Origin of the sequence: Pseudomonas sp. NFACC14, from assembly GCF_900106885.1 — a bacterium.
Lineage (GTDB): Bacteria > Pseudomonadota > Gammaproteobacteria > Pseudomonadales > Pseudomonadaceae > Aquipseudomonas > Aquipseudomonas fluorescens_AA.
Genome location: NZ_FNOA01000009.1, coordinates 189,533 through 211,175 on the forward strand (window position 1 = coordinate 189,533; position 21,643 = coordinate 211,175).

The following is a 21,643-nucleotide window of genomic DNA, read 5'->3' on the forward strand; positions in this document are numbered from 1 at the left end:
CGTGCCGTCATCTTAGGAACCCTGGGGCGCCAGCCGAATGCTGCTTTGGTGGCCGGGGTCTAGTCCCTTGGTAGCAGGCCATCCGACGCAAGTCGCAAAGACAGGCGGTTCGGGAAGTCTTCCCGGCAAGGGCGGGACTTTTTCCGTATCGGCCAGGCACCGGCGCGACCCAACCTAGTCAGGCCAAAACCTTCACTGGGAACTGCCACCATGAGAATAAAAACGCTACCCGCCCTCTCCGCCCTGACTGTTGCCTTGCTGCTGGCCGGCAGTCTGTCGCTGAGCCCCTTGGCCAGCGCCGCAGCGCCAGGGGTCAGCTGGGAAGACATTGCCAACGACCACCTGACCACCCAGGACGTGCTGCAGTACGGCATGGGCACCAACGCCCAACGTTGGAGCCCGCTGGCCCAGGTCAACGACAAGAACGTCTTCAAGCTGACCCCCGCCTGGTCCTACTCGTTCGGTGACGAGAAGCAGCGCGGCCAGGAGTCCCAGGCCATCGTCAGCGACGGCGTGGTCTACGTCACCGGCTCGTATTCGCGGGTATTCGCCCTCGACGCCAGGACCGGCAAGCGCCTGTGGACCTACAACCACCGGCTGCCGGACAACATTCGCCCGTGCTGCGATGTGGTCAACCGCGGCGCGGCCATCTATGGCGACAAGATCTACTTCGGCACCCTGGACGCTCGAGTGGTCGCCCTGGATAAAAACACCGGCAAGGTGGTGTGGAACAAGAAATTCGGCGACCACGCCGGCGGCTACACCATGACCGGCGCCCCGGTGCTGATCAAGGACAAGACCAGCGGCAAGGTGCTGCTGATCCACGGCAGCTCCGGCGACGAATTCGGTGTGGTCGGGCAATTGTTCGCCCGCGACCCGGAAACCGGCGAAGAAGTCTGGATGCGCCCGTTCGTCGAAGGCCATATGGGCCGCCTCAACGGCAAGGACAGCACCCCGACCGGCGACGTCAAGGCGCCCTCCTGGCCCGACGACAAGACCACTGAAACCGGCAAGGTCGAAGCCTGGAGTCATGGCGGCGGCGCACCTTGGCAGAGCGCCAGTTTCGACGCCGAGACCAACACCATCATCGTCGGTGCGGGCAACCCCGGCCCTTGGAACACCTGGGCGCGCACGGCCAAGGACGGCAACCCCCACGACTACGACAGCCTCTACACCTCGGGCCAGGTCGGTGTCGACCCGAGCACGGGCGAGGTGAAGTGGTTCTACCAACATACGCCCAACGACGCCTGGGACTTCTCCGGCAACAACGAACTGGTGCTGTTCGACTACAAGGACAAGGACGGCAAGGTGGTCAAGGCCACCGCCCACGCCGACCGCAACGGCTTCTTCTACGTGGTGGACCGCAACAACGGCAAGCTGCAGAACGCCTTCCCCTTCGTCGACAACATCACCTGGGCCAGCCACATCGACCTGAAGACCGGCCGCCCGGTGGAAAATCCCGGCCAGCGTCCGGCCAAGCCATTGCCCGGCGAAACCAAGGGCAAGCCGGTGGAAGTCTCGCCTCCGTTCCTCGGCGGCAAGAACTGGAACCCCATGGCCTACAGCCAGGACACCGGCCTGTTCTACGTCCCCGGCAACCAGTGGAAAGAGGAATACTGGACCGAAGAAGTGAACTACAAGAAAGGCTCGGCCTACCTGGGCATGGGCTTTCGTATCAAGCGCATGTATGACGATCACGTCGGCAGCCTGCGGGCGATGAACCCCACCACCGGCAAAGTGGTGTGGGAGCACAAGGAGCCGCTGCCACTGTGGGCCGGCGTGCTGGCGACCAAGGGCAACCTGGTGTTCACCGGCACTGGCGACGGATTCTTCAAGGCCTTTGATGCGAAAACCGGCAAGGAGCTGTGGAAGTTCCAGACCGGCAGCGGCATCGTCTCCCCGCCCATCACCTGGGAACAGGACGGCGAGCAGTACATCGGCGTGACCGTCGGCTACGGCGGCGCCGTACCGTTGTGGGGCGGCGACATGGCCGAACTGACCAAGCCCGTGGCCCAGGGCGGGTCGTTCTGGGTGTTCAAGATTCCGAGTTGGGACAAGGCGACCGCGCAGAAGTAGACCGATCCCGCCTGGGTCCTGACACACACCACAACCTCCTGGGGGAGCGAGCTTGCTCGCGATGGCGGTCGTTCAGCCGGCATTCATGTTGACTGATATTGCGCTATCGCGAGCAAGCTCGCTCCCACAATTGCCCGAGTTCATGCCATGAGATGCTTGTCATTGCTGCTTCTGTTCGTTGGCGCCTTTGCCAACGCCGACGACCTCGACACCCCGCTCACCCTCAACGGCTGCGTCATCGCCGAAGCCAGCCAATGCCCCGGCGCCAACCTGCGTGGCGCAAAACTGGCGAACCAGGACTTGCGCAAAATGAACCTCATCGGTGCCGACCTGCGCGACGCCGACCTGCGGCACGCGCGGCTGGACCTGGCCAACCTTGAGAAAGCCCAGCTGCAGGGCGCCAACCTGACCCGCGCCAGCCTGCAACAAAGCAACCTGCGCCTGGCGGACTTCAGCGGCGCCACGCTCAAGGCGATCCAGGGCTGGGGGCTGTTCGCCCAAGGCACGCAATTCCAACGTGCCGACCTGACCGCCGCCTACCTTCAGTTCGCCCGCTTGTCCGGCGCGCGGCTGCAGGGTGCCAACCTGCAGGCCGCTGACCTGGAAATGGCCTGGCTGAGCAAGGCCGACCTCAAGGGCGCCGACCTGCGCGATGCCAACCTGCAGGAAGCCAAGCTCGGCGAAAGCAACCTGGAACAGGCCAACCTGAGCGGTTCTCGCCAGCACTATGGAAATTTCCAGGATGCGAATATGGAAGGCTGCACCGGTTGCCCGACTTCCTGGGATCAGTGAAGTCTGCGGATACACATACAACCTTGCTCCTGCTGGGCTCTGTAGGAGCTGGCGAAGCCTGCGATCTTTTGATCGTTCGCTTGGGACTCAAGCGGCTGGGGAAAGATCGCAGCCTCGCTCCGCTCGTCAGCTCCTACAGGGCGAAAGCAAGTTCCCTTGCCACAAGTGGTCGGCATGTCAAATCAGATATTCATCCCGCCACCCGCACCACCCCAAGGTCAATCCCCAAGTGCACCAGTTCGGCATGGGAGCTGACCTGCAACTTGCTCTTGAGCAACGTCAGGTGGTTGGACACAGTCTTGGCGCTGATGCATAGCTGTTCGGCAATGGTGCGCGCCGGCGTGCCCTTGGCGAGCATGACGAAGATCTCCAGCTCCCGCTGGGTCATGCATTGCAGGCGTGGGTCAACATCCTGCCGGGAGCTGGCGCAGGCCAGTTGCGTGGCCAGGGACTGTTCGATGTAGGCATGGCCGGCCAGCACCCGGCGTACCGCTTCCACCAGCACCTGGGGCGCCGAGTTCTTGGTCAGGTAGCCCGCGGCGCCAGCGTCCAATGCCTGGCGCACCAGCGGCAATTCGTCGTGCATGCTGAAGAACAACACCCGCAATTGCGGCAGGCGCTGGCGCAGCCGGCGGGTGGTTTCCAGACCACTGATACCAGGCAGGCCAAAGTCCATGATCACCAGGTGCGGCACCTGCTCCTGCACCAGACTCAGCGCCTCCTCACCCGTGGCCGCTTCGCGGACCTGCAGGTCTGGCATCAGCACCCGCAACAGGCTGGCGTAGCCCTGCCGAACCACCGCATGGTCATCCACCAACAAAATGTTCATCACGCCTCCAGGGCAATATTCAAGGCCAGCGCCCAACCGGCGCCAGGCTGGCTGATGACGCGCAACTCCCCACCCAGGCTGCGGGCCCGTTCGGACATCGAGTGCAAGCCCACACCGGCGCGTGGTGGTTGCGTCGCACCGCGGCCGTTGTCGCGCACCAGCAAGCGCAGGCGCCCGGCGCGATGTTGCAGGCGAATCCTTACCTGCGTGGCACCGGCATGCCGGGCAACGTTGGTGAGTGCTTCCTGCAACAAGCGATACAGGTGGGTCTTGTCCGATCCGGACATAGGCGGCAAGGCTTCGTCTATCCACAACTGACAGGCGATGCCCTGGCTGGCCTGCCATTGCCCAGCCAATAGGCCGATGGCCTCGCATAACGGCAGGTGCTGCAACACCACCGGGTACAAGTCATGCACCAGCGCCCGGAACCCCTGTTGCAAATGCTCGCAATGGTCTTCGAGCTGGCTGACGGTCTGCTCCAGCGCCGGCGGCTGATCCATCACCAGGCGCAACAGGCAGGCGCGGGCACGAATGCCGGCCACGTATTGGCCCAGGTCGTCGTGCAGGGTCTGGGCCAGCCGGGTACGCTCCTGCTCCTGCACGGCCAGCAAGGCCTGGGTGAGCCGCGCGTTATCGGCCTGGGCCTCGGCCAGGGCGGCGGTCATGCGATTGAAATGCCCCGCCAGTTGCTGCGCTTCCGGAACGCCTTCAGTGTCCAGGCGCACCTGCAGGTTCCCGGCAGACACCTGACGCAGTGCCTGCAGCAGTTCATCGAGCAAACCCATGCCCCGGCGTACCGCCCAGCGGATCACCAACAGGCTGAGCGACAGCGCCAAAGCGCAGACGTACAGCAGTTGCACCAACGAATCGAGAATCTCGTCGATTTCGTCCCGCGGATCGACGGCAATCCAGGCCCGCCGACCGTCAGGCAACTCCACCACCTGAGCCGCGGGACCGTCGTCCAGTAGCTGGCGGCCGAGCCAGGCTTTCATCCCGTCTTCATTCGCGGGGAACCGTTCCCCAGGGGCCAGCCAACGGACCCGCACATGACGCAGGCTGCCGGTCAACCGCGGCTGGAGACTGGCCGGGTCGCGCTCGGCGGTTTCACGCAGGTAATGCACCACAGACTCGGCCGATTGCAATTCTCGCTTCACATCGGCCATGGCCTGGTGCAACAGCAGGACGGCACAGGCCAGGGTGACCAGGGCGAAGAAAGCTGACACCCAGAGGTTGATGCGCCAGAGGGCTGACATGGCTAGTGTTCCAATCCTGAATGGATACTCCCACCCTGTGGGAGCGAGCTTGCTCGCGATGACGGCGGCACAGCCGATACCGCGTCCGACTGAACCACCGCTATCGCGAGTAAGCTCGCTCCCACAGGAGGGCTTGGGGAGTTCCAGGCTTGGGGACGATCCAGCCCGATCAAACTCAGGATCAGCAGCAACGTCAGCAGCAGGGTCTTGAGAGTCCGCATGGTCTGTCCCTTCCTGGGCAATGACAATGCCTTGCATCCTAAAACCCCGGCTTCCGAGGCGAGTTACTACCTTGGTACTGCCCCGGCGGTACTTTCTGCATATTTCCCCAGCGCCATAGCCTTCCTATGCTGGCGCCACCCGCAATGGAGGACGTCATGCGCCGGCTCGTCAGTTACGCCCTGGTTTTTCTGCTGGCAGCGGCGACCGCTCACGCGGGCGATGCCACGCCGCTGCAAGTGCGCATCGGCTACCTGGGTTATCGCCCAGACCCGGGGCCGCTGCTGTCCAACGTCATTGTCGAACCGGCCGACACCGGGTTGCGCGGCGCTGAGCTGGCGATCGTCGACAGCAACAGCACCGGGCGTTTTCTCCAGCACGACTATCGCCTGGAAAGCGCCAGCGTCGACAGTCCCGAAGCCCTGCTCCAGGCCGCCCGCGCCCAACACGACCAGGGCCTGCGGCTGTTCGTGGTCAATGCACCGGCCGCCAGCCTGCGCGATCTCAGCGCCGCCCTGCCCGACAGCCTGCTGTTCAACGCCGGCAGTCCCGACGACAGCCTGCGCACCACCGACTGCCTGGGCAACGTGCTGCACAGCCTGCCCGACCGCGCCATGCTCGCCGATGCCCTGGTGCAGTTCAGCGTGGTGCGCAAATGGCAGCGGGCCCTGCTGATCGTCGGCCAGACACCCGAGGACCAGGCCTATGCCGCGGCATTGCGCCGGGCCATGAAACGCTTCGGCATGAAGATCGTCGCCGAAAAAGCCTGGCAGTTCGACAACGACCAGCGCCGCAGCGCCCAGGCCGACATGCCGCTGTTCACCCAGACCGCCGAGTACGACGTGGTGCTGGTGGCCGACGAGCGCGGCGATTTCGGCGAATACCTGCCCTACCAGACCTGGTACCCACGGCCGGTGGCCGGCACCCAGGGACTGACACCCACCGGCTGGCACAAGACCGTGGAAACCTACGGTGCGGCGCAGTTGCAAAAACGCTTCGAAGCCCTGGCCGGACGCTGGATGAACGACCGCGACTTCGCGGCCTGGATCGCCGTGCGCAGCATCGCCAGCGCGGTAAGCAAACTGCGTCAGACCGACCCGTTCGCCATCCGCCAACTGGCCCTCAGCGACCAATTGCCCCTGGATGGCTTCAAGGGACGCAAGCTCAGCTACCGGCCATGGAATGGCCAACTACGCCAACCGATTCCCCTGGTCCAGCCCCGTGCACTGGTCAGCACCTCGCCCCAGGACGGTTTTCTGCACCCCTCCAATGAAATGGACAGCCTGGGCTATGACCGGCCCGAAGTGAGCTGCCGTTACCCCTGATCGATAACAACAATAAGGAAAACCGCCATGCGCCGCCCGCTGTTCAAACCGGCCCTGCTCTGCCAAGTCCTGACCCTGGGCGCTGTTCTGCTGGCGGCCGGTCCCGCCGCTGCCAGCATCGCCTGGGTCTCCAACGAAAAAGACAACAGCCTGAGCCTGATCGACATGCAAAGCCTGGAAGTCATCGAAACCTTGCCCGTGGGCCAGCGCCCCCGCGGCCTGTTGCTGTCCCATGACAATCGCCTGCTCTACATCTGCGCCAGCGACTCGGACCGGGTCCAGGTGATGGACGTCGCCACCCGCAAGATCATCAAGGAACTACCCTCCGGCAAGGACCCGGAGCAGTTCGCCCTGCACCCCAACGACCGCTGGCTGTATGTCTCCAACGAAGACGATGCCCTGGTCACGGTGATCGACACCCAGACTTCCGAAGTGCTGGGCCAGATCGGCGTGGGTGTCGAACCCGAAGGCATGGCTGTCAGCCCCGACGGCAAGTGGGCGGTCAACACCAGTGAAACCACGAACATGCTGCACTGGATCGACACCAGCACCCAGACCCTGGCCGACAACACCCTGGTGGACCAACGGCCACGTTTCGTCGAGTTCAATCGCGACGGAACGCAGCTCTGGGCCTCGGCGGAGATCGGCGGCACCCTGACCGTGCTCGACGTCGCCACGCGCCAGGTGCTCAAGACCCTGGCGTTCCAGATCAAGGGCGTGCATCCGGACAAGGTGCAGCCGGTGGGCATCAAGCTCAGCGCCGACGGCAAGCTGGCGTTCGTCGCCCTGGGCCCGGCCAACCATGTGGCCGTGATCGACGCCAAGACCTTCGAAGTGCTGGACTACCTGCTGGTGGGCCGACGGGTCTGGCAACTGGCGTTCACTCCGGACCAGAAGCGACTGCTGGCGACCAATGGCGTCAGTGGCGATGTCTCGGTGATCGATGTAGAGAGCCGCAAAGTCCTGAAGTCGGTGAAAGTCGGGCGCTACCCTTGGGGCGTGGTGGTCACGCCATGAATGCCCTGGAGGTCAGTGACCTGAGCTTTGCCTATGGCCCGCGCGAAGCCCTCAGGCAGATGAATTTCAGCCTGCCCGTCGGCCGTTTCGCCGCGCTGCTGGGGCCCAACGGCGCCGGCAAGTCGACGCTGATCGCCCTGCTCACGCGCCTGTACGACCTGCAACGCGGCGATATCCGCGTCGGCGGCCACTCCCTGCACAAGTCACCACGACCGGCCTTGCGCCAGTTGGGTGTGGTGTTCCAACAAAGCACCCTGGACCTGGACCTGAGCATCGAACAGAACCTGCGCTATCACCTGGCGCTGCATGGTTTTTCGCGGCGCCAAGGCAGCGCCCGCATCGATGCCGAACTGACCCGCCAGCACCTGACCGAGCGCCGCCACGAGCGGGTGCGCGACCTCAATGGCGGCCATCGGCGCCGGGTGGAAATCGCCCGCGCCCTGCTCCATGAGCCGCGCCTGTTGTTGCTGGACGAACCCAGCGTCGGCCTCGATCCGGCCAGCCGTCTTGCCCTCGGCCTGCACATTCGGCAACTGTGCAGCGAACAGGGCATCAGCGTGCTCTGGACCACTCACCTGCTGGACGAAGTGCAACCCAGCGACGATCTGTTGATCGTGCATCAGGGCCGCCTGGTCGCCAGCGGCCAGGCCGACGCGGTGAGCCTGGAACACGGTGGCTCCCTCGGTTCGGCCTTCACCCATTTGACCGCCTCGGGAGCCCGGCCATGAACGCGTATTGGCACTGTTTCAGCGGCATCGTGGTGCGCGAATGGCTGCGCTTCGTGCTGCAACGCACCCGGCTGCTCAGCGCCCTGGTCCGGCCACTGTTGTGGCTGCTGGTGTTCGCCGCCGGCTTTCGCGCGGCGCTCGGCATCGCCATCATCGCCCCCTATGACACCTACATTCCCTACGAGGTGTACATCGTGCCGGGGCTGGCCTGCATGATCCTGTTGTTCAACGGCATGCAGGGCTCGCTGTCGATGGTCTACGACCGGGAAATGGGCAGCATGCGCGTCCTGCTCACCAGCCCCCTGCCCCGGGCTTTCCTGCTGGCGAGCAAATTACTGGCGACCTCGCTGATCTCGCTGCTACAGGTTTATGCCTTTCTCGCCATCGCCTGGCTGTACGGCATCCAGCCACCGACCATGGGCCTGCTGCTGGCCTTGCCAGCCTTGCTACTGGTGGCCCTGATGCTCAGCGCCCTGGGCTTGTTGTTGTCCAACGCCATCCGGCAACTGGAGAACTTTGCCGGGGTGATGAATTTCGTGATCTTCCCGATGTTCTTTCTGTCCTCGGCGCTGTACCCACTGTGGAAAATGCAGGAAGCCAGCCCCTGGCTGTATTGGCTCTGCGCGGTGAGCCCGTTCACCCATGGCGTGGAATTCGTGCGGTTTGCCTTGTATGAGCAGTTCAACCTCCTGGCGATGGCGGTATGCGTGGGGTTGACCCTGGTGTTTGCGCTGCTGGCGGTGTGGACCTTCAATCCGCAGCATGCGGCGTTGCGCAAGGCCAGTTGATCCTGCCCTATCCCAATATCCCTATGGGTGGAAAACCTGTGGGAGCGAGCTTGCTCGCGACAGCGGCGGATCATTCAGCAATGATGTTGACTGACACACCGCTATCGCGAGCAAGCTCGCTCCCACAAGGGTTCTGAGCAGGGCCCCATGGCTGAAATTACTACTTTAGTACCGGTTTTCCTGTCTATGGTCGCATTCACAAGACCTCGACCCTGGCATGTAATGGGCGCATAACAAAAAGGATAAATCCTATGCCCCGTTTGCTGGCGATCCTCTTGCTGGGCCTGGCGTTGAATGTCGCCCAGGCCGAGACCGCGCTGTTTTCAGCGCAGGGCTACCGCATCGCCCAATACCGCAGCCCCACGCCCGCCACCGTCGACGGCGCCCAGACCCTCGACACCCAGGCCCTGCAACGCCTGCTCGGCCAAGCCTCGCCCCCGCTGCTGATCGACGTTTATCGTCGTCCGTGGGTCCAAGGGCGTTTCATCGACAACGAGCCCCACGCCAACCTCCCCGGCAGCCTGTGGCTGGCCAATACCGGTGATGGCGATCTCGACCCGACCTGGCAGGACTACTTCAGCCATCACCTGCGCACGGCCACCGGCGGGCGGCTGGATCTACCACTGGTCTTTTATTGCCGCGCCGATTGCTGGTTGAGCTGGAACGCGGTAAAACGCGCCGCTGCCATGGGCTATAAGCAAGTGTACTGGTATCGCGATGGCCTCGATGCCTGGGAGGCGGCCAACCTGCCCCTGCAGGCCGCCCACCCCGAACCTTTTCCCTGATTTTGCAAAGAAATGCGCGCAACTGCCCTGCCCCACACGACAATAACGAGGTGAATGGCCATGTATAAAATCCTGATAGCCGACGATCACCCACTGTTTCGCGAAGCCATCCACAACGTCATCAGCGACGGTTTTCCTGGCAGCGAGGTCATGGAAACCGCCGACCTGGACAGTGCCCTGGCCTTGACTGCCGAGCACGATGACCTGGACCTGATCCTGCTGGACCTGAACATGCCCGGCATGCACGGGCTCAATGGCCTGATCAACCTGCGCAACGAAGCACCGACCATTCCCGTGGTCATCGTCTCCGCCGAGCAGGACAAGCAAGTGGTGCTGCAGGCCATCACCTATGGCGCGGTGGGCTTTATCACCAAATCCTCGCCACGCTCACAGATGACTGACGCCATCGAGCAGATCCTCAACGGCAACGTGTACCTGCCGCCGGACATCATCCGCACGCAAAAGAGCCCGGTGGGTCGGCGCCTGAACGAAACCCCGGCGTTCCCGCCGGAATTGCTCCAGGCCTTGACCCGCAAGCAACTGCTGGTGCTCGAACGCATGACCAAGGGCGAGTCGAACAAGCAGATCGCCTACACCCTGGACATCGCCGAAACCACGGTCAAGGCCCACGTCTCGGCGATCCTGCGCAAGCTCAATGTGCACAACCGGGTGCAGGCGATCCTCAGTGCCGGGGACATTGATTTCGGGGCTTATTTGCGGCGTTGAGCAGGCGCCATGAATCCCTGTGGCGAGGGAGCTTGCTCCCGCTGGGCTCTGTAGGAGCTGGCGAAGCCTGCGATCTTTTGATCTTTCGCTTGGGACTCAATTGCCTGGGGAAAGATCGCAGCCTCGCTCCGCTCGACAGCTCCTAACGCGCGCGCCAGCGGGAGCGAACTCATCTTCACAAAATCCATTCGGCTCAATGGTTCGGAAGCTGGCCCAACAGATGACTCATCGCAATCTTGAGCTTCATCGGCCGCACCGGCTTATGCATCAGGGTGTGCCCGCGCTCGCGGATCTGCTGCTTGAGTTCGTTGCTGTAGTTGGCGGTGATCATCATGGCCGGGATCGGTGAGGCCCGGCGGGCGTTGATCCGGGCCACCGCGTCGACACCATTCTGCTCATTATCCAAGTGGTAATCGGCAATCAGCAGGTCGGCTTCGGCATGGTAGTTGTCCACTTGCCGCGCCAGGTCCTGCTCCGACAATGCGGTGACCACCACGCAGCCCCACCCTTCCAGCAAGGTCCGCATGCCGGCGCAGATCGCCGCATCGTTGTCCAGCACCCAGACCCGTGCCCCGCGCAGTCGTTCGAGCATTGGCTCGCTCATGTCCAGGCACGGCAGCGGCTTGGGCGCGGTGGCACTCAGCGGCACGTCGATGGCGAACATCGAGCCCTTGCCCGGCCAGGAGCGCACCTGGATCCGGTGTCCGAGGATCCCGGCAATTTTCTCGACAATCGCCAGGCCCAGGCCCAACCCACGGTCCTGGTTCGGGCGCTGCACGTCGCCGCGCTTGAACTCCTGGAATATTTCCTCCAGGCGGTTCTCGGCGATGCCGATGCCGCTGTCCCAGACCTGGATCGACACCCGCTGGCGATGTCGGCGACAGCCCAGCACCACCCGCCCGCTGGGGGTGTAGCGAATGGCATTGCTCAGCAGGTTACGCAGGATCCGCGCGAGCAATTGCATGTCGCTGCGCACCAGCACCGAACAGCCGACAAAGTGCAGTTCCAACCCTTCGCTGCGGGCGATCTGGGCGTATTCGGCGGCCAGGTTGTCCAGCAACTCACTGAGGCCGAACGGCGCGACATCGGCCTTGATCACCCCGGCGTCCAGCTTTGAGATGTCCACCAGGGTGCCCAACAGGTTCTCCACGTCCTGCAGCGAATTGCTGACGTTGCGCACCAGTTGCGCGTTGGCGACCGGCTCGCGGCGCTCAAGCAAGGCACTGGTGAACAACCGGGCAGCGTTGAGCGGTTGCAGCAGGTCATGGCTGACCGCCGCGAGGAATTTGGTCTTGGACAGGTTGGCCTGCTCGGCCTCGCGCTTGGCTTCGCGCAAGCGCAATTCCACCCGGCTGCGCTCGTCGATTTCGCGCAGCAACTGGTCATTGAGCGTGGTCAGTTCGGCGGTGCGTTCCTGGACCCGCTGTTCCAGGTTCTGGTAAGCCTGGTGCAAGGCTTCGGCGGTGCGGCGGCGTTCAGTGATGTCGCGGATCAACACGAAAATCCCGACCACTTCGCCATTGGCCAAACGGTTCGGCACGTAGGAGCGCAGCATGTAACGCTCCTGGTTGTTGATGTTGGTCTCGGCGAATTCGAACGTCACGCTCTCACCCGCCAATGCCCGTGCCACGTAGGCTTCCAGGCGCTGGTAATGTTGCTCGCTATGGGCTTCGCGCAGGCTCTGGCCGAGCATCACGCCACGGGGCCAGCAATACCATTGCTCGTAGACCTTATTGGTGAACTCGTAGACCAGGTCGGCGTTGAGGTAGGCGATCAGCGCCGGCACATGGTCGGTGATCAGGCGGATCCAGCGCTCGCTTTCGCTCAATGCCTCGGCGTGCTGGTAGCGCTCGGTAATGTCGGTGAAGGTGTTGACGTAGCCGCCGGTGGGCAACGGATGCGTGCGAATCTCCAGCACCCGACCATCGGACAGGCGTTGCTCGCATTCGTGGATCAGCCGGCCGTTGCTGTCGCGGCTGGCCGGGGTCAGCAGTTGCAACTCACTGTCGGCAATCACTTCGTTGAACGGCCGGTGGGCCGCCACCGGCGCCAGGCCGCTGAGCTCGAGGAAGCGCCGGTTCCACAGCTCCAGCACACCTTGGGCGTTGACCATCGCCACGCCCTGGGACAGGTTGTCCACCGCCCGCTGCAACAGATGGGATTTCTGCGCGATGGCCTGCTCGCGGCGCACGGTTTCGCTGAGCTTGACGTCGGTGATATCGGTAAACAGGATCACCCGCCCGCCTTCCTGGGTCGGCCGCTCGCTGACTTGCAGCCAACGCCCGTTCTGCAAGCGATACAGCACGTGCTCGTCGGCCTGGCCCCGGGGTTCTTCGCTGAACAGCCCGTTGGCGGTCATCAGGCGCTTGACCTCGGACAGGCGCATACCGGCGACGATGCGCACCCGGCTGTTGGCCCAGAAGGCCTTGAAGCGGCTGTTGAACAGGACGATGCGTTGCTGCTCGTCGAACAGCACAAACGCGTCGGAGATGCTTTCGATGGCGTCGATCAGGTGTCGATGGGCGGTTTCCGCCCGCAGCCGCGCCTCGCCCAGCAAGTGATTGCCGGCCTTGAGTTCGGCCATGGCCTGGTTCAGGGCATCGGTGCGCTCACGCACCTGCTCGGCCAGCACCACCGAGTGTTGGAACGCCGCGTAGGGGTCGTTGCCCCGGGTGACGCCAGACTCCACCCGCTCGATCAGCGCCTCGTTGATGCGCCGCAATTTTCGGTTTTCGTGCTGCAGGCTGGCGAGCTGGGCCTGCAGGTCAGCGATGGCCGGGGACGCGATGTCGGGCAATGGCAACTCCGGTGAACGTCTGGTTGATGTGCATGCCATTGAACTGTTCTCCATAGGTGTTGAACCCCATCACCCGTTGTTCGCGCAGGAACTGGCCGATCTGCTCCAGGCCGCCACGATCTTCCAACTCCAGGCGCCGGAGGAAGCAATCGCAGCCGATGGTCAGCAACAAGTCGCCGAGGCGCGCCTGCAAACCGTCGAACAGCGTTTGCAGGTTGTGCAGCAAGGGACCGGGAGTCATCGCGGTGAGGACAATGCCGTTCTCCACCGCACAGTAGAAACTCAGGCTCAAGTCCGGGTGCACCTGCTGGATCGCCCGCACGTAGTACTGGTCATTGATGCGCACGGCCAAGGGATGGGCGGCGAACACCCGGTAGTCGAGCGCGCTCACCGGCACGCCAATGTGCCGGGCATACTCCTCGGCAGCGGGTTCGGCGTTGAGCTCATAGACCCGCCGCGAGGCGCTGTCCGCACCGGTCACCACCAGCTTTTCCTGGCGGGGCAGGATGTGGTGGGTAGTGAAGACTTCGAATTCCAGCCAAGTGTTGATCAGCACCACCACGGCCGCGCCGCTGTGGAATTGGCCTTCGAAGTAGACGTGGGTGTGGGTCAGGTAGTTGTCATCGCCGGCCGAACCGCCGAAATGCGGGATGTCCCCCAGGGCGGCGCTCAAGGCCGCCAGCACCATTTCCTCGCGGCTGGACAAGCCATCGAGCAGAGTCAAGGCGAAACTATGCCCCTTGATCGGCGCCAAGGCGTTGCTGCGACAACCGCTGGCCAGGCGCTCGACCATTTGCTGGGCGTCGATCAGGCTGAAGTGTTCCATTTCCCCGATCAGCTCGGCGGCAATGGAAAAGTGCCGATGATCGAAACCCACTGCCGTCACACAGTTGCGACCGTAACCCTGGGGGGTGATTTCCCCGGCGCTGGTGCAGCCCACCAGGCGAATCCCGCCGAAACTCTGGGACAGTGCCTGGCCCAGGGCCGGCAAGTCGTATTCGGCGGAACAGAAAAACAGCACGAACCCCAGGTGCGGGTGCAACAACTGCCGCGCCAGTGCCTGGGCCACCTGCTGGACGTCGCTCGCCTGGGACATGGCGCTCACCACACCTTCGCTCTGGGCCTGCTGCATCGTCGCCTCCGGCGGGTGCGTGATAGGAGCCCTGAGTGTACGAAGCCGCGCCGGCTCGACGAATGCTACTTGGGTAGCGGGTGGACGCTTCCATGGGATGAGAACGCTCCCACAAGCTCCCTCGCCACCAAAAGAGCGGTTCGGTGCACGGGCATCAGTGCCCATTGGCGCCCAATCGGCATCGGGAGGTCCTTAGCCCGGGGAAAAACTGCGAAGCTGTTCTCAGGTCGGTTGTCCGGCGTAAATTTTTATCGCACGAGAATGGACGAACCCGGTCGCATACATAATTGTCAACGTTACGACCCAGGCTCCATGCTCTGCGTGACGCCGTTTCGCCTGAAAGCCCCAATGCGTTAAGCAGACGCCCACAAGGAACGCTCCATGCCCGCAAGCTCCGGCCCCGCCACCGCCTCTTCATTGCCGCACGCCACCGGTTTCGTCCGGGTGCGTGGCGCCCGCGAACACAACCTCAAGAATGTCGACGTGGACATCCCTCGCGATGCCCTGGTGGTATTCACTGGCGTGTCGGGTTCTGGCAAGTCGTCGCTGGCCTTCTCCACGCTCTATGCCGAAGCCCAGCGTCGTTACTTCGAATCCGTCGCGCCTTATGCGCGGCGCCTGATCGACCAAGTGGGCGTACCGGACGTGGACAGCATCGAGGGCCTGCCGCCGGCAGTCGCCTTGCAACAACAACGCGGCACCCCCAGTGCCCGTTCATCAGTGGGCAGCGTCACCACCCTGTCGAGCCTGATTCGCATGCTTTACTCCCGCGCCGGCAGCTACCCGGCCGACCAGCCCATGCTCTACGCCGAGGACTTTTCACCCAACACGCCCCAGGGCGCCTGCCAGGAATGCCACGGCCTGGGCCGGGTCTATGAAGTGACCGAAGCCTCCATGGTGCCAGACCCATCGCTGACCATCCGCGAACGTGCCGTGGCTGCCTGGCCCATGGCTTGGCAAGGCCAGAACCTGCGGGACATTCTGGTGACCCTGGGGTATGACGTCGACATCCCATGGCGCGACCTGCCGAAAAAGCAACGGGACTGGATTCTCTTCACCGAAGAAACCCCCACCGTTCCCGTCTACGCCGGCCTGACACCGGCCCAGACCCGCGCGGCCCTCAAGCGCAAGCTCGAACCCAGTTACCAAGGCACGTTCAGCGGTGCCCGGCGCTACCTGCTGCACACCTTCATGCATTCCCAAAGTGCCCAGATGCGCAAACGCGTGGCGCAATACATGCGCGCCAGCCCGTGCCCGGTGTGCGAGGGCAAACGCCTCAAACGCCAGGCGCTGACCGTGACCTTTGCCGGCCTGGACATCGCCGAGCTGTCGCACCTGCCGCTGCTCGAACTGGCCGAGGTGCTCAAGCAGGTCCTGGCGCCCGACTACCTTGCACAGGCCGAAGAAACGGGAGACGTCCTCAGTCACCGGCAAACCCGCGAGGCCCGTGAGCAACGCGCCGCCAGGGGCGACAATCCCCATGCGGGCGGGCCCGACGCCCGCCACACACCCAACCTCTCCCTGGAAAAACGCCTGGCCGCCCAACGCATCGCCGCCGAGCTGCTGGAACGGATCGTCACGCTGATCGACCTGGGCCTCGGCTACCTCGCCCTGGAACGCAGCACGCCGACACTCTCGTCCGGCGAATTGCAACGCCTGCGCCTGGCGACCCAGCTCAATTCCCAGTTGTTCGGTGTGATCTACGTGCTGGACGAGCCCTCCGCCGGCCTGCACCCGGCCGACAGCGAAGCTCTGTTTGGCGCCCTGCAACGCCTCAAGGCAGCGGGTAACTCCGTGTTTGTGGTCGAACATGACCTCGATACCATGCGCCGCGCCGACTGGCTCATCGACGTGGGCCCGGACGCTGGCGAACAAGGCGGGAAAGTCCTCTACAGCGGTCCGCCGGCAGGCCTTGGCCAAGTGCCGGAATCACGCACCCGCGCCTATCTGTTTGGCGAAGGACACACCGCGACACGCAGTCCACGAGCACCCAAGGATTGGCTGCGCCTGGAAGGCATCACTCGCAACAACCTCGACAACCTGAACGCGGCCTTCCCGTTGGGCTGCTTCACCGCCGTGACCGGTATCTCTGGCTCAGGCAAATCCAGCCTCGTCAGCCAGGCCCTGCTGGATCTGGTCGGTGCCCACCTGGGCCAGGCCAGCCCCAGCACCGAACCCGACGAGCAAAGCCTGGAAGACGAACCCGTGCAAACCAGCTCAGGGCGCGTTGTCGCCGGGCTCGATGCGATCAAGCGCCTGGTCCAGGTGGACCAGAAACCCATCGGCCGCACCCCGCGCTCCAACCTCGCCACTTACACCGGGTTGTTCGACCACGTGCGCAAACTGTTTGCCGCCACAGAACAGGCGCAGGCACTGGGATTCGATGCCGGGCGGTTTTCCTTCAACGTCGCCAAGGGGCGTTGCGAAACCTGCGAAGGTGAAGGCTTCGTCAGCGTGGAGTTGCTGTTCATGCCCAGCGTATACGCGCCCTGCCCCACCTGCCACGGCGCCCGCTACAACCCACAGACCCTGGAGGTTCGCTGGCAGGGCCTGGACATTTCCCAAGTGTTGCAACTGACCGTGAACCAGGCACTCGAGGTGTTTGCCGAACAAGCGGCGGCCAGGCGTTCGTTGCAAGTGCTGCAAGATATCGGACTGGGCTACCTGCGCCTGGGGCAACCGGCCACGGAGCTGTCCGGCGGCGAAGCCCAGCGGATCAAGCTGGCGACGGAACTGCAGCGCAAGGCCCGGGGCGCAACCCTGTATGTGTTGGATGAACCGACCAATGGGCTGCATCCCCAGGACGTGGATCGCTTGCTGGTGCAGTTGAATCGCCTGGTGGAGGAAGGTCATACGGTGGTTGTGGTGGAACATGACATGCGGGTGGTGGCGCAGAGTGACTGGGTCATCGATATCGGCCCGGGAGCTGGAACCCAGGGCGGAAACGTGGTGGTTTGCGGGGCTCCGGCGACGGTGACGAAATGCCGGGAGAGTCGAACGGCGGCGTTCCTGGAACGGGCTTTGCGCGATGAAAAATAAAGGTTTTTTAATGTTTCCGCTGTTGCGAAAAAGCTGTCTATACTGTCCTCCAGTTAATCGTTTCAGTAGTCGTAATTAACTATAACCTCAGGGGCAAAGGGCTGAGGTTACACCAGCAAGGACGCAAAATGACATCATCTCAATTGAGAGAGCAGGCATTACATGACGACATGAAGGGGTATTATCGCACCCTGAAGCGAACCCCGATGAACCGGAAAACCCCACCCGATACTCCAGCCCCTTTCGCAGCCCCGACAACGGTCACTAAGCAGCGTGTGGGTATTGCTGCCAACGCTATAAAACCTCCCTCCTCCGCTTGGCGAATATCAACGTGAAGCCTTTGCTACCTACAGGTACTCACATTAATATTTTTCGAGCGCGCCCACTATGCTCAAGCCCATTTCAAGCCACCTGCTCAATTTAATTCAAGAGGTGGAGAATAGTATCCCAGGAAAAAGCCACGAAGAGTATACCGAGATACTAGGCTGGATATTCTCGAAACTAGGGCTTGAAAAGTTTGCTTATGTTCACTTGGAGCCCATCTCCTTCGACAATTCAAAGGTCTCCATCCACAGCAACTATCCCGCCGAATGGGTGGACACCTACCGCAAGAATTCGCTGCACAAATCAGACCCAGTGATGGCCAACACAGCCATTACCGCCACGCCTTTTTTCTGGGATGAAATCCCACAAGAAATCGACAACAATCCGGAAATATTTGATCAATCCGCATCCTATGGCATCAAGCAAGGGTTCACTGTTCCGATTCATGAGCCTGGCAGATCGTTCGGCTCCGTTCACTTCTCCTCGGAAGAAAATGATCCCGATTTCCCAACCATTGTCAGGGAAAACATACTCATTATTCAAACGCTCAGCATCATCGCCAACCAGCACCGCCCGGTTGAGACCGTTGTAGAGAGCACGCTCAAGCTATCGCCCAGGGAAATTGAATTCCTGCATTGGCTTGCGCTTGGCAAAAACTATAAGGAAATCGGTTTGATCATGAATATCACCGAACGAACAGTGAAATTTCATGCCAAGCAAATGACTGAAAAAATGGAGTGCACCAATGTCAAGCAGGCCATGTTCAAAGCGGCGCAGTTGAACCTCATCTAAATCGTTTTACATTCAAGCTCACTTACTACCCTGCCCCCAACTCGCACGCGATGCCTCAACCTCAATACCAGAGCACAATCAGACGAAATTCACCTGGGATGCGATATTGAAAAGCATGCCGCAGGCGAACAACCCAATCACCAAAGAAATGGCTCGATTTAAAAATCGTCCAGATACAATTGCATGAAATTTTCGGCCACAAAAAGCGCCAATGGCGATCCACACAAGCCCTACCGGAAAAATAATAGCTGTAAATAGCAAAATGAATGACAGCCAGTTATCCAGCGACAGAAATGTGCCCGCCGGTGCAACGAAAGAAACAAAAAACAGCCCCTTGGGATTTGTCAGCGTTGCCACAAACAAATCCGGAACGGTAATCCCCGCTGTTGCACCCGGCGCATGCTCTTTGACCGAAAACCACAGCTTCAAGGAAATATAAAACAGAAAACACACAGCAAACATCTTGGTAGCGATCACCACCCACGAGTGCTCGGTCATCAGTAAGTCAATGAATACTCCCCACATCGTCATCTGAATAACGTATGCCAACCACTCGGCTGCGACGAAGCGCATCGAACGCGTGTTGAGCCCTCTACTGATGCCAGCTTGCAACAATAATGAATTCGTCGGTCCCGGAACCAACAACACGGTCAACAACGAAAGCGCAATATAATTCATAGCATCCATCCATATCAGAAGCCTGTACGGCTCATTTTCAGGGTCAGATCAATCCGTCATCTTTCCACATGACTTCAAGCACAGTGACATGAAGTCAGCCATTTCAGTCATACGAGGTCATACAACCAATCTAAATAGAGCAATCACACTAGACCAACATCAATGTGCCACACACTAAAAACCACTCGCCTATCGATATCCACTGGATTTACATCCGATGAATCAACCACGAAAGAAAGTCATCATAACCATTGCTAGATGACCGTTTGCTTACAGATGCTGGACTCTATCTGAGCGCGTCAATTTTTTGAACAACACAATATCAATCAGTTACGATGGGCATTTTTCTCGTCGTCAAAAAAACAATAAATCGAGCCCAGTAAGAATCATGTAAATCCACTCGACCGACACCTGTTTGCCACCATGCCGCACCTATACTTTTTTGGATTCGCAGCGATACAAATCCACAACTAACAAGCCCACCCACAATTTATAAGCCACTCGCAAAATCGCACCCACTAATTAGGCTGCACACTCTATAAATCAAAGACTGTACTTTAGGACAGTTGAAATACCCTAGTGCAAAGTTAACAGTAGTCTCACCTGCAGCCAAGAAGTCGCATCCATGAACTACTCCCCATGCACCTATGGATTTTCCGGCGTATCCACCAGCATCGTAAGCTACTCAAAAATCCCTCTTAACACCCTCGAACAAATACTGTCCATTCGCAAACTCGCTTTCATCGATCGAAAGAAGTGGGACATTGAAAGTTATCAAGGCAGCGATTATGAGTGGGATGAATACGACGATCCCGACGCGATCTATATCTACGCCCATGAACACGAGCGCGTCACCGGTTGTGTTCGACTCCGCCCCTCCAGCAAACCCACACTGATGAGTGGCCCCCTGAGCTTTATCCTTCCAACCGAAAAAACCAGACCGCACTCTGGTCACTGTTGGGAAGCCACAAGATTTGCACTTTCAACTAATAATTTCCCCACGGGAAAACTCACCCGAGCTAATGTAGACATTCGCACAGCGGCACTTTTCCTGTCAATGATTAAGTTCGCCCAACAACAAAAAATACACGCCTATGAAATCGTCGTAGACACCCTGATGGAAAAAATCCTGAAGCGCTCTGGCTGGCCAATTGAAAGACTCAATACGGCACTAGGCTCGAAGGGAGAACATATAATTTACGGCACCTTGCCCTGCACGCTCAAAACTTATGACGAGGTCCTCGCCAAGAACGCCATCAACCGAGCAACGGTGCTTACCAATCCCCTCATCACACACCGCTCGTCAGATACACTCCATAAATCCTTGGATACTGCCCAGATACTCCCCGCTCGAAATATTCCGGCAAAGATACCCATGCACACTGAGCTGCAGTTTTAATCAAATAATTGGATGATTTTGGAGAAAGGATGAACCTACAACGATTATTCCCGCACGTTGGCAAAGTCATTGCCAGTACAGGCAGTCGCAATTTTCCGCGCATGTTGCACGACCTGATACTCACGGAAATACCCGTGGACGCAACACATATTACCGAACAACGGATCGGTACAAGTAATATGTCTGAACCCAGCACCTCCAGCATCGGTTGCGTCGGCCTGGACAACGCTTGCGTCGGTGCGCTCATGGACACGCATACCGCCAAGCCCTTTTTCCTGGCCGACGACATACTCTTTGAAGATGCGGCATCGCAGAAAATACCCAACTTTTCCCGCTGCCTGCTTAAGTGCGAGCGCCCGGAAAAATCCCCCGGCCACAGCACGACGACGCAACTACACCTGTCGACCCGAAAGAATGGTCGTCGTTATGTGCTGTCCATCTATCGATCGCCTCTTTCAAAGGGATTTACCGCACAGGAACATGCATTATTGAAAGACTTCTCCTGTCTTTTATTGCCCATGGTCGAGGAGCACGTGGCAGCCCTCGTTCCACCGGAATCCACTCGGCAGGACCCTTTCCTGGCATTGGACGCTTCGGAAAACGGCGGCATGGAAGCACTGCGCCAACGGTTCGCCGATCGATTGCTATTGTCGGGATTGAGTCTGTCTTCCCGCGAAACGGAAGTGTGCGTAGGTTTGCTGGCCGGGCGCACTGCCCCCGAACTTGCCGAGCAACTGAACCTGAAGGTCAATACAGTCGAAAGTTATCTCAAGCGCGCAGCCATAAAGATGGGGATTGGTGGGCGTCGTTCGCTGATCCGCTGGATGCATTCGATGGATGCCACACCGGCTCACATGGAATGGAATGGCAATAGCCCGATCCAACAAGCCGTATAAACCTACCCCCAACGATTGCTCGTTCACTGACCGAATCGAGTACTTGTT

Annotated in this window: 17 protein-coding genes; 12 read left to right on the top strand and 5 right to left on the bottom strand. The window is 60.8% G+C overall.

What is annotated here, in order from left to right; genetic code table 11:
* Positions 1 to 210 precede the first annotated feature (210 nt).
* Together exaA and BLU85_RS16030 are read left to right on the top strand one after the other, a co-directional pair.
* Positions 211 to 2,076, top strand: coding sequence for a quinoprotein ethanol dehydrogenase (exaA, locus tag BLU85_RS16025; protein WP_092200623.1), 1,866 nt, complete (start codon positions 211 to 213; stop codon positions 2,074 to 2,076).
* Positions 2,077 to 2,223: 147 nt separating this feature from the next.
* Positions 2,224 to 2,868, top strand: a complete 645-nt coding sequence (locus BLU85_RS16030) for a pentapeptide repeat-containing protein (RefSeq protein WP_092200620.1) — start codon at positions 2,224 to 2,226, stop codon at positions 2,866 to 2,868.
* 190 nt (positions 2,869 to 3,058) lie between these two features.
* On the opposite strand, the gene BLU85_RS16035 is transcribed toward BLU85_RS16030, so the two are convergent.
* Positions 3,059 to 3,697, bottom strand: coding sequence for a response regulator (locus BLU85_RS16035; RefSeq protein WP_092200617.1), 639 nt, complete (start codon positions 3,695 to 3,697; stop codon positions 3,059 to 3,061).
* Positions 3,697 to 4,950 carry a HAMP domain-containing sensor histidine kinase gene (locus BLU85_RS16040; RefSeq protein WP_092200614.1) on the bottom strand — a complete coding sequence of 418 codons (1,254 nt, stop codon included), beginning with the start codon at positions 4,948 to 4,950 and terminating at the stop codon, positions 3,697 to 3,699. The genes BLU85_RS16035 and BLU85_RS16040 overlap by 1 nt, the downstream gene beginning before the upstream one ends.
* Before the next feature lie 377 nt (positions 4,951 to 5,327).
* Between BLU85_RS16040 and BLU85_RS16050 the strand changes: the two genes are divergently transcribed.
* The 6 genes from BLU85_RS16050 (at position 5,328) to BLU85_RS16075 (ending at position 10,538) form a co-directional block, all read left to right on the top strand.
* On the top strand, positions 5,328 to 6,494 hold the full coding sequence (locus BLU85_RS16050; RefSeq protein ID WP_092200608.1) for an ABC transporter substrate-binding protein: 1,167 nt from the start codon (positions 5,328 to 5,330) through the stop codon (positions 6,492 to 6,494).
* Between the two features lie 27 nt (positions 6,495 to 6,521).
* A complete protein-coding gene (locus BLU85_RS16055) occupies positions 6,522 to 7,511 on the top strand; it encodes a YVTN family beta-propeller repeat protein (RefSeq protein WP_092200605.1) in 990 nt (329 codons plus the stop codon).
* A complete protein-coding gene (locus BLU85_RS16060) occupies positions 7,508 to 8,239 on the top strand; it encodes an ABC transporter ATP-binding protein (protein WP_092200602.1) in 732 nt (243 codons plus the stop codon). The genes BLU85_RS16055 and BLU85_RS16060 overlap by 4 nt, the downstream gene beginning before the upstream one ends.
* A complete protein-coding gene (locus tag BLU85_RS16065; protein ID WP_092200599.1) occupies positions 8,236 to 9,027 on the top strand; it encodes an ABC transporter permease in 792 nt (263 codons plus the stop codon). The genes BLU85_RS16060 and BLU85_RS16065 overlap by 4 nt, the downstream gene beginning before the upstream one ends.
* A 251-nt stretch (positions 9,028 to 9,278) precedes the next feature.
* Positions 9,279 to 9,812: a PQQ-dependent catabolism-associated CXXCW motif protein gene (locus BLU85_RS16070; protein WP_092200596.1), complete on the top strand. Its 534-nt coding sequence runs from the start codon at positions 9,279 to 9,281 to the stop codon at positions 9,810 to 9,812.
* 60 nt (positions 9,813 to 9,872) lie between these two features.
* Positions 9,873 to 10,538 carry a response regulator transcription factor gene (locus BLU85_RS16075; RefSeq protein WP_072405723.1) on the top strand — a complete coding sequence of 222 codons (666 nt, stop codon included), beginning with the start codon at positions 9,873 to 9,875 and terminating at the stop codon, positions 10,536 to 10,538.
* Between the two features lie 193 nt (positions 10,539 to 10,731).
* On the opposite strand, the gene nahK is transcribed toward BLU85_RS16075, so the two are convergent.
* Both nahK and nosP read right to left on the bottom strand, forming a co-directional pair.
* Entirely contained in the window at positions 10,732 to 13,374 is a 2,643-nt protein-coding gene (nahK, locus tag BLU85_RS16085) for a hybrid sensor histidine kinase/response regulator NahK/ErcS' (protein WP_256572857.1), read from the bottom strand.
* Positions 13,304 to 14,467 carry a nitric oxide-sensing protein NosP gene (nosP, locus tag BLU85_RS16090; protein WP_060742609.1) on the bottom strand — a complete coding sequence of 388 codons (1,164 nt, stop codon included), beginning with the start codon at positions 14,465 to 14,467 and terminating at the stop codon, positions 13,304 to 13,306. Before nosP ends, nahK begins: the two co-directional genes overlap by 71 nt.
* A 381-nt stretch (positions 14,468 to 14,848) precedes the next feature.
* Here nosP and BLU85_RS16095 point away from each other — a divergent pair, with 381 nt between their 5' ends.
* A complete protein-coding gene (locus BLU85_RS16095) occupies positions 14,849 to 17,506 on the top strand; it encodes an excinuclease ABC subunit UvrA (protein WP_092200587.1) in 2,658 nt (885 codons plus the stop codon).
* A gap of 387 nt (positions 17,507 to 17,893) precedes the next feature.
* Entirely contained in the window at positions 17,894 to 18,622 is a 729-nt protein-coding gene (locus BLU85_RS16100; protein ID WP_092200584.1) for a helix-turn-helix transcriptional regulator, read from the top strand.
* Between the two features lie 78 nt (positions 18,623 to 18,700).
* On the opposite strand, the gene BLU85_RS16105 is transcribed toward BLU85_RS16100, so the two are convergent.
* Entirely contained in the window at positions 18,701 to 19,300 is a 600-nt protein-coding gene (locus BLU85_RS16105) for a LysE family translocator (RefSeq protein WP_092200582.1), read from the bottom strand.
* A gap of 625 nt (positions 19,301 to 19,925) precedes the next feature.
* Here BLU85_RS16105 and BLU85_RS16110 point away from each other — a divergent pair.
* Both BLU85_RS16110 and BLU85_RS16115 read left to right on the top strand, forming a co-directional pair.
* The gene (locus BLU85_RS16110) at positions 19,926 to 20,699 is read left to right on the top strand and encodes an acyl-homoserine-lactone synthase (RefSeq protein WP_092200579.1); all 774 of its coding nucleotides are present in this window, start codon (positions 19,926 to 19,928) and stop codon (positions 20,697 to 20,699) included.
* Positions 20,700 to 20,728: 29 nt separating this feature from the next.
* Complete coding sequence (locus BLU85_RS16115; RefSeq protein WP_092164972.1) at positions 20,729 to 21,595, top strand: helix-turn-helix domain-containing protein; 867 nt, start codon at positions 20,729 to 20,731, stop codon at positions 21,593 to 21,595.
* The last annotated feature ends 48 nt before the right edge of the window (positions 21,596 to 21,643 follow it).

Excerpts from the sequence above, each read along its gene's own strand:
- exaA (WP_092200623.1), top strand. The coding sequence starts at position 211 with ATGAGAATAAAAACGCTACCCGCCCTCTCCGCCCTGACTGTTGCCTTG.
- BLU85_RS16030 (WP_092200620.1), top strand. The coding sequence starts at position 2,224 with ATGAGATGCTTGTCATTGCTGCTTCTGTTCGTTGGCGCCTTTGCCAAC.
- BLU85_RS16035 (WP_092200617.1), bottom strand. The coding sequence starts at position 3,697 with ATGAACATTTTGTTGGTGGATGACCATGCGGTGGTTCGGCAGGGCTAC.
- BLU85_RS16040 (WP_092200614.1), bottom strand. The coding sequence starts at position 4,950 with ATGTCAGCCCTCTGGCGCATCAACCTCTGGGTGTCAGCTTTCTTCGCC.
- BLU85_RS16050 (WP_092200608.1), top strand. The coding sequence starts at position 5,328 with ATGCGCCGGCTCGTCAGTTACGCCCTGGTTTTTCTGCTGGCAGCGGCG.
- BLU85_RS16055 (WP_092200605.1), top strand. The coding sequence starts at position 6,522 with ATGCGCCGCCCGCTGTTCAAACCGGCCCTGCTCTGCCAAGTCCTGACC.
- BLU85_RS16060 (WP_092200602.1), top strand. The coding sequence starts at position 7,508 with ATGAATGCCCTGGAGGTCAGTGACCTGAGCTTTGCCTATGGCCCGCGC.
- BLU85_RS16065 (WP_092200599.1), top strand. The coding sequence starts at position 8,236 with ATGAACGCGTATTGGCACTGTTTCAGCGGCATCGTGGTGCGCGAATGG.
- BLU85_RS16070 (WP_092200596.1), top strand. The coding sequence starts at position 9,279 with ATGCCCCGTTTGCTGGCGATCCTCTTGCTGGGCCTGGCGTTGAATGTC.
- BLU85_RS16075 (WP_072405723.1), top strand. The coding sequence starts at position 9,873 with ATGTATAAAATCCTGATAGCCGACGATCACCCACTGTTTCGCGAAGCC.
- nahK (WP_256572857.1), bottom strand. The coding sequence starts at position 13,374 with ATGGCATGCACATCAACCAGACGTTCACCGGAGTTGCCATTGCCCGAC.
- nosP (WP_060742609.1), bottom strand. The coding sequence starts at position 14,467 with ATGCAGCAGGCCCAGAGCGAAGGTGTGGTGAGCGCCATGTCCCAGGCG.
- BLU85_RS16095 (WP_092200587.1), top strand. The coding sequence starts at position 14,849 with ATGCCCGCAAGCTCCGGCCCCGCCACCGCCTCTTCATTGCCGCACGCC.
- BLU85_RS16100 (WP_092200584.1), top strand. The coding sequence starts at position 17,894 with ATGCTCAAGCCCATTTCAAGCCACCTGCTCAATTTAATTCAAGAGGTG.
- BLU85_RS16105 (WP_092200582.1), bottom strand. The coding sequence starts at position 19,300 with ATGAATTATATTGCGCTTTCGTTGTTGACCGTGTTGTTGGTTCCGGGA.
- BLU85_RS16110 (WP_092200579.1), top strand. The coding sequence starts at position 19,926 with ATGAACTACTCCCCATGCACCTATGGATTTTCCGGCGTATCCACCAGC.
- BLU85_RS16115 (WP_092164972.1), top strand. The coding sequence starts at position 20,729 with ATGAACCTACAACGATTATTCCCGCACGTTGGCAAAGTCATTGCCAGT.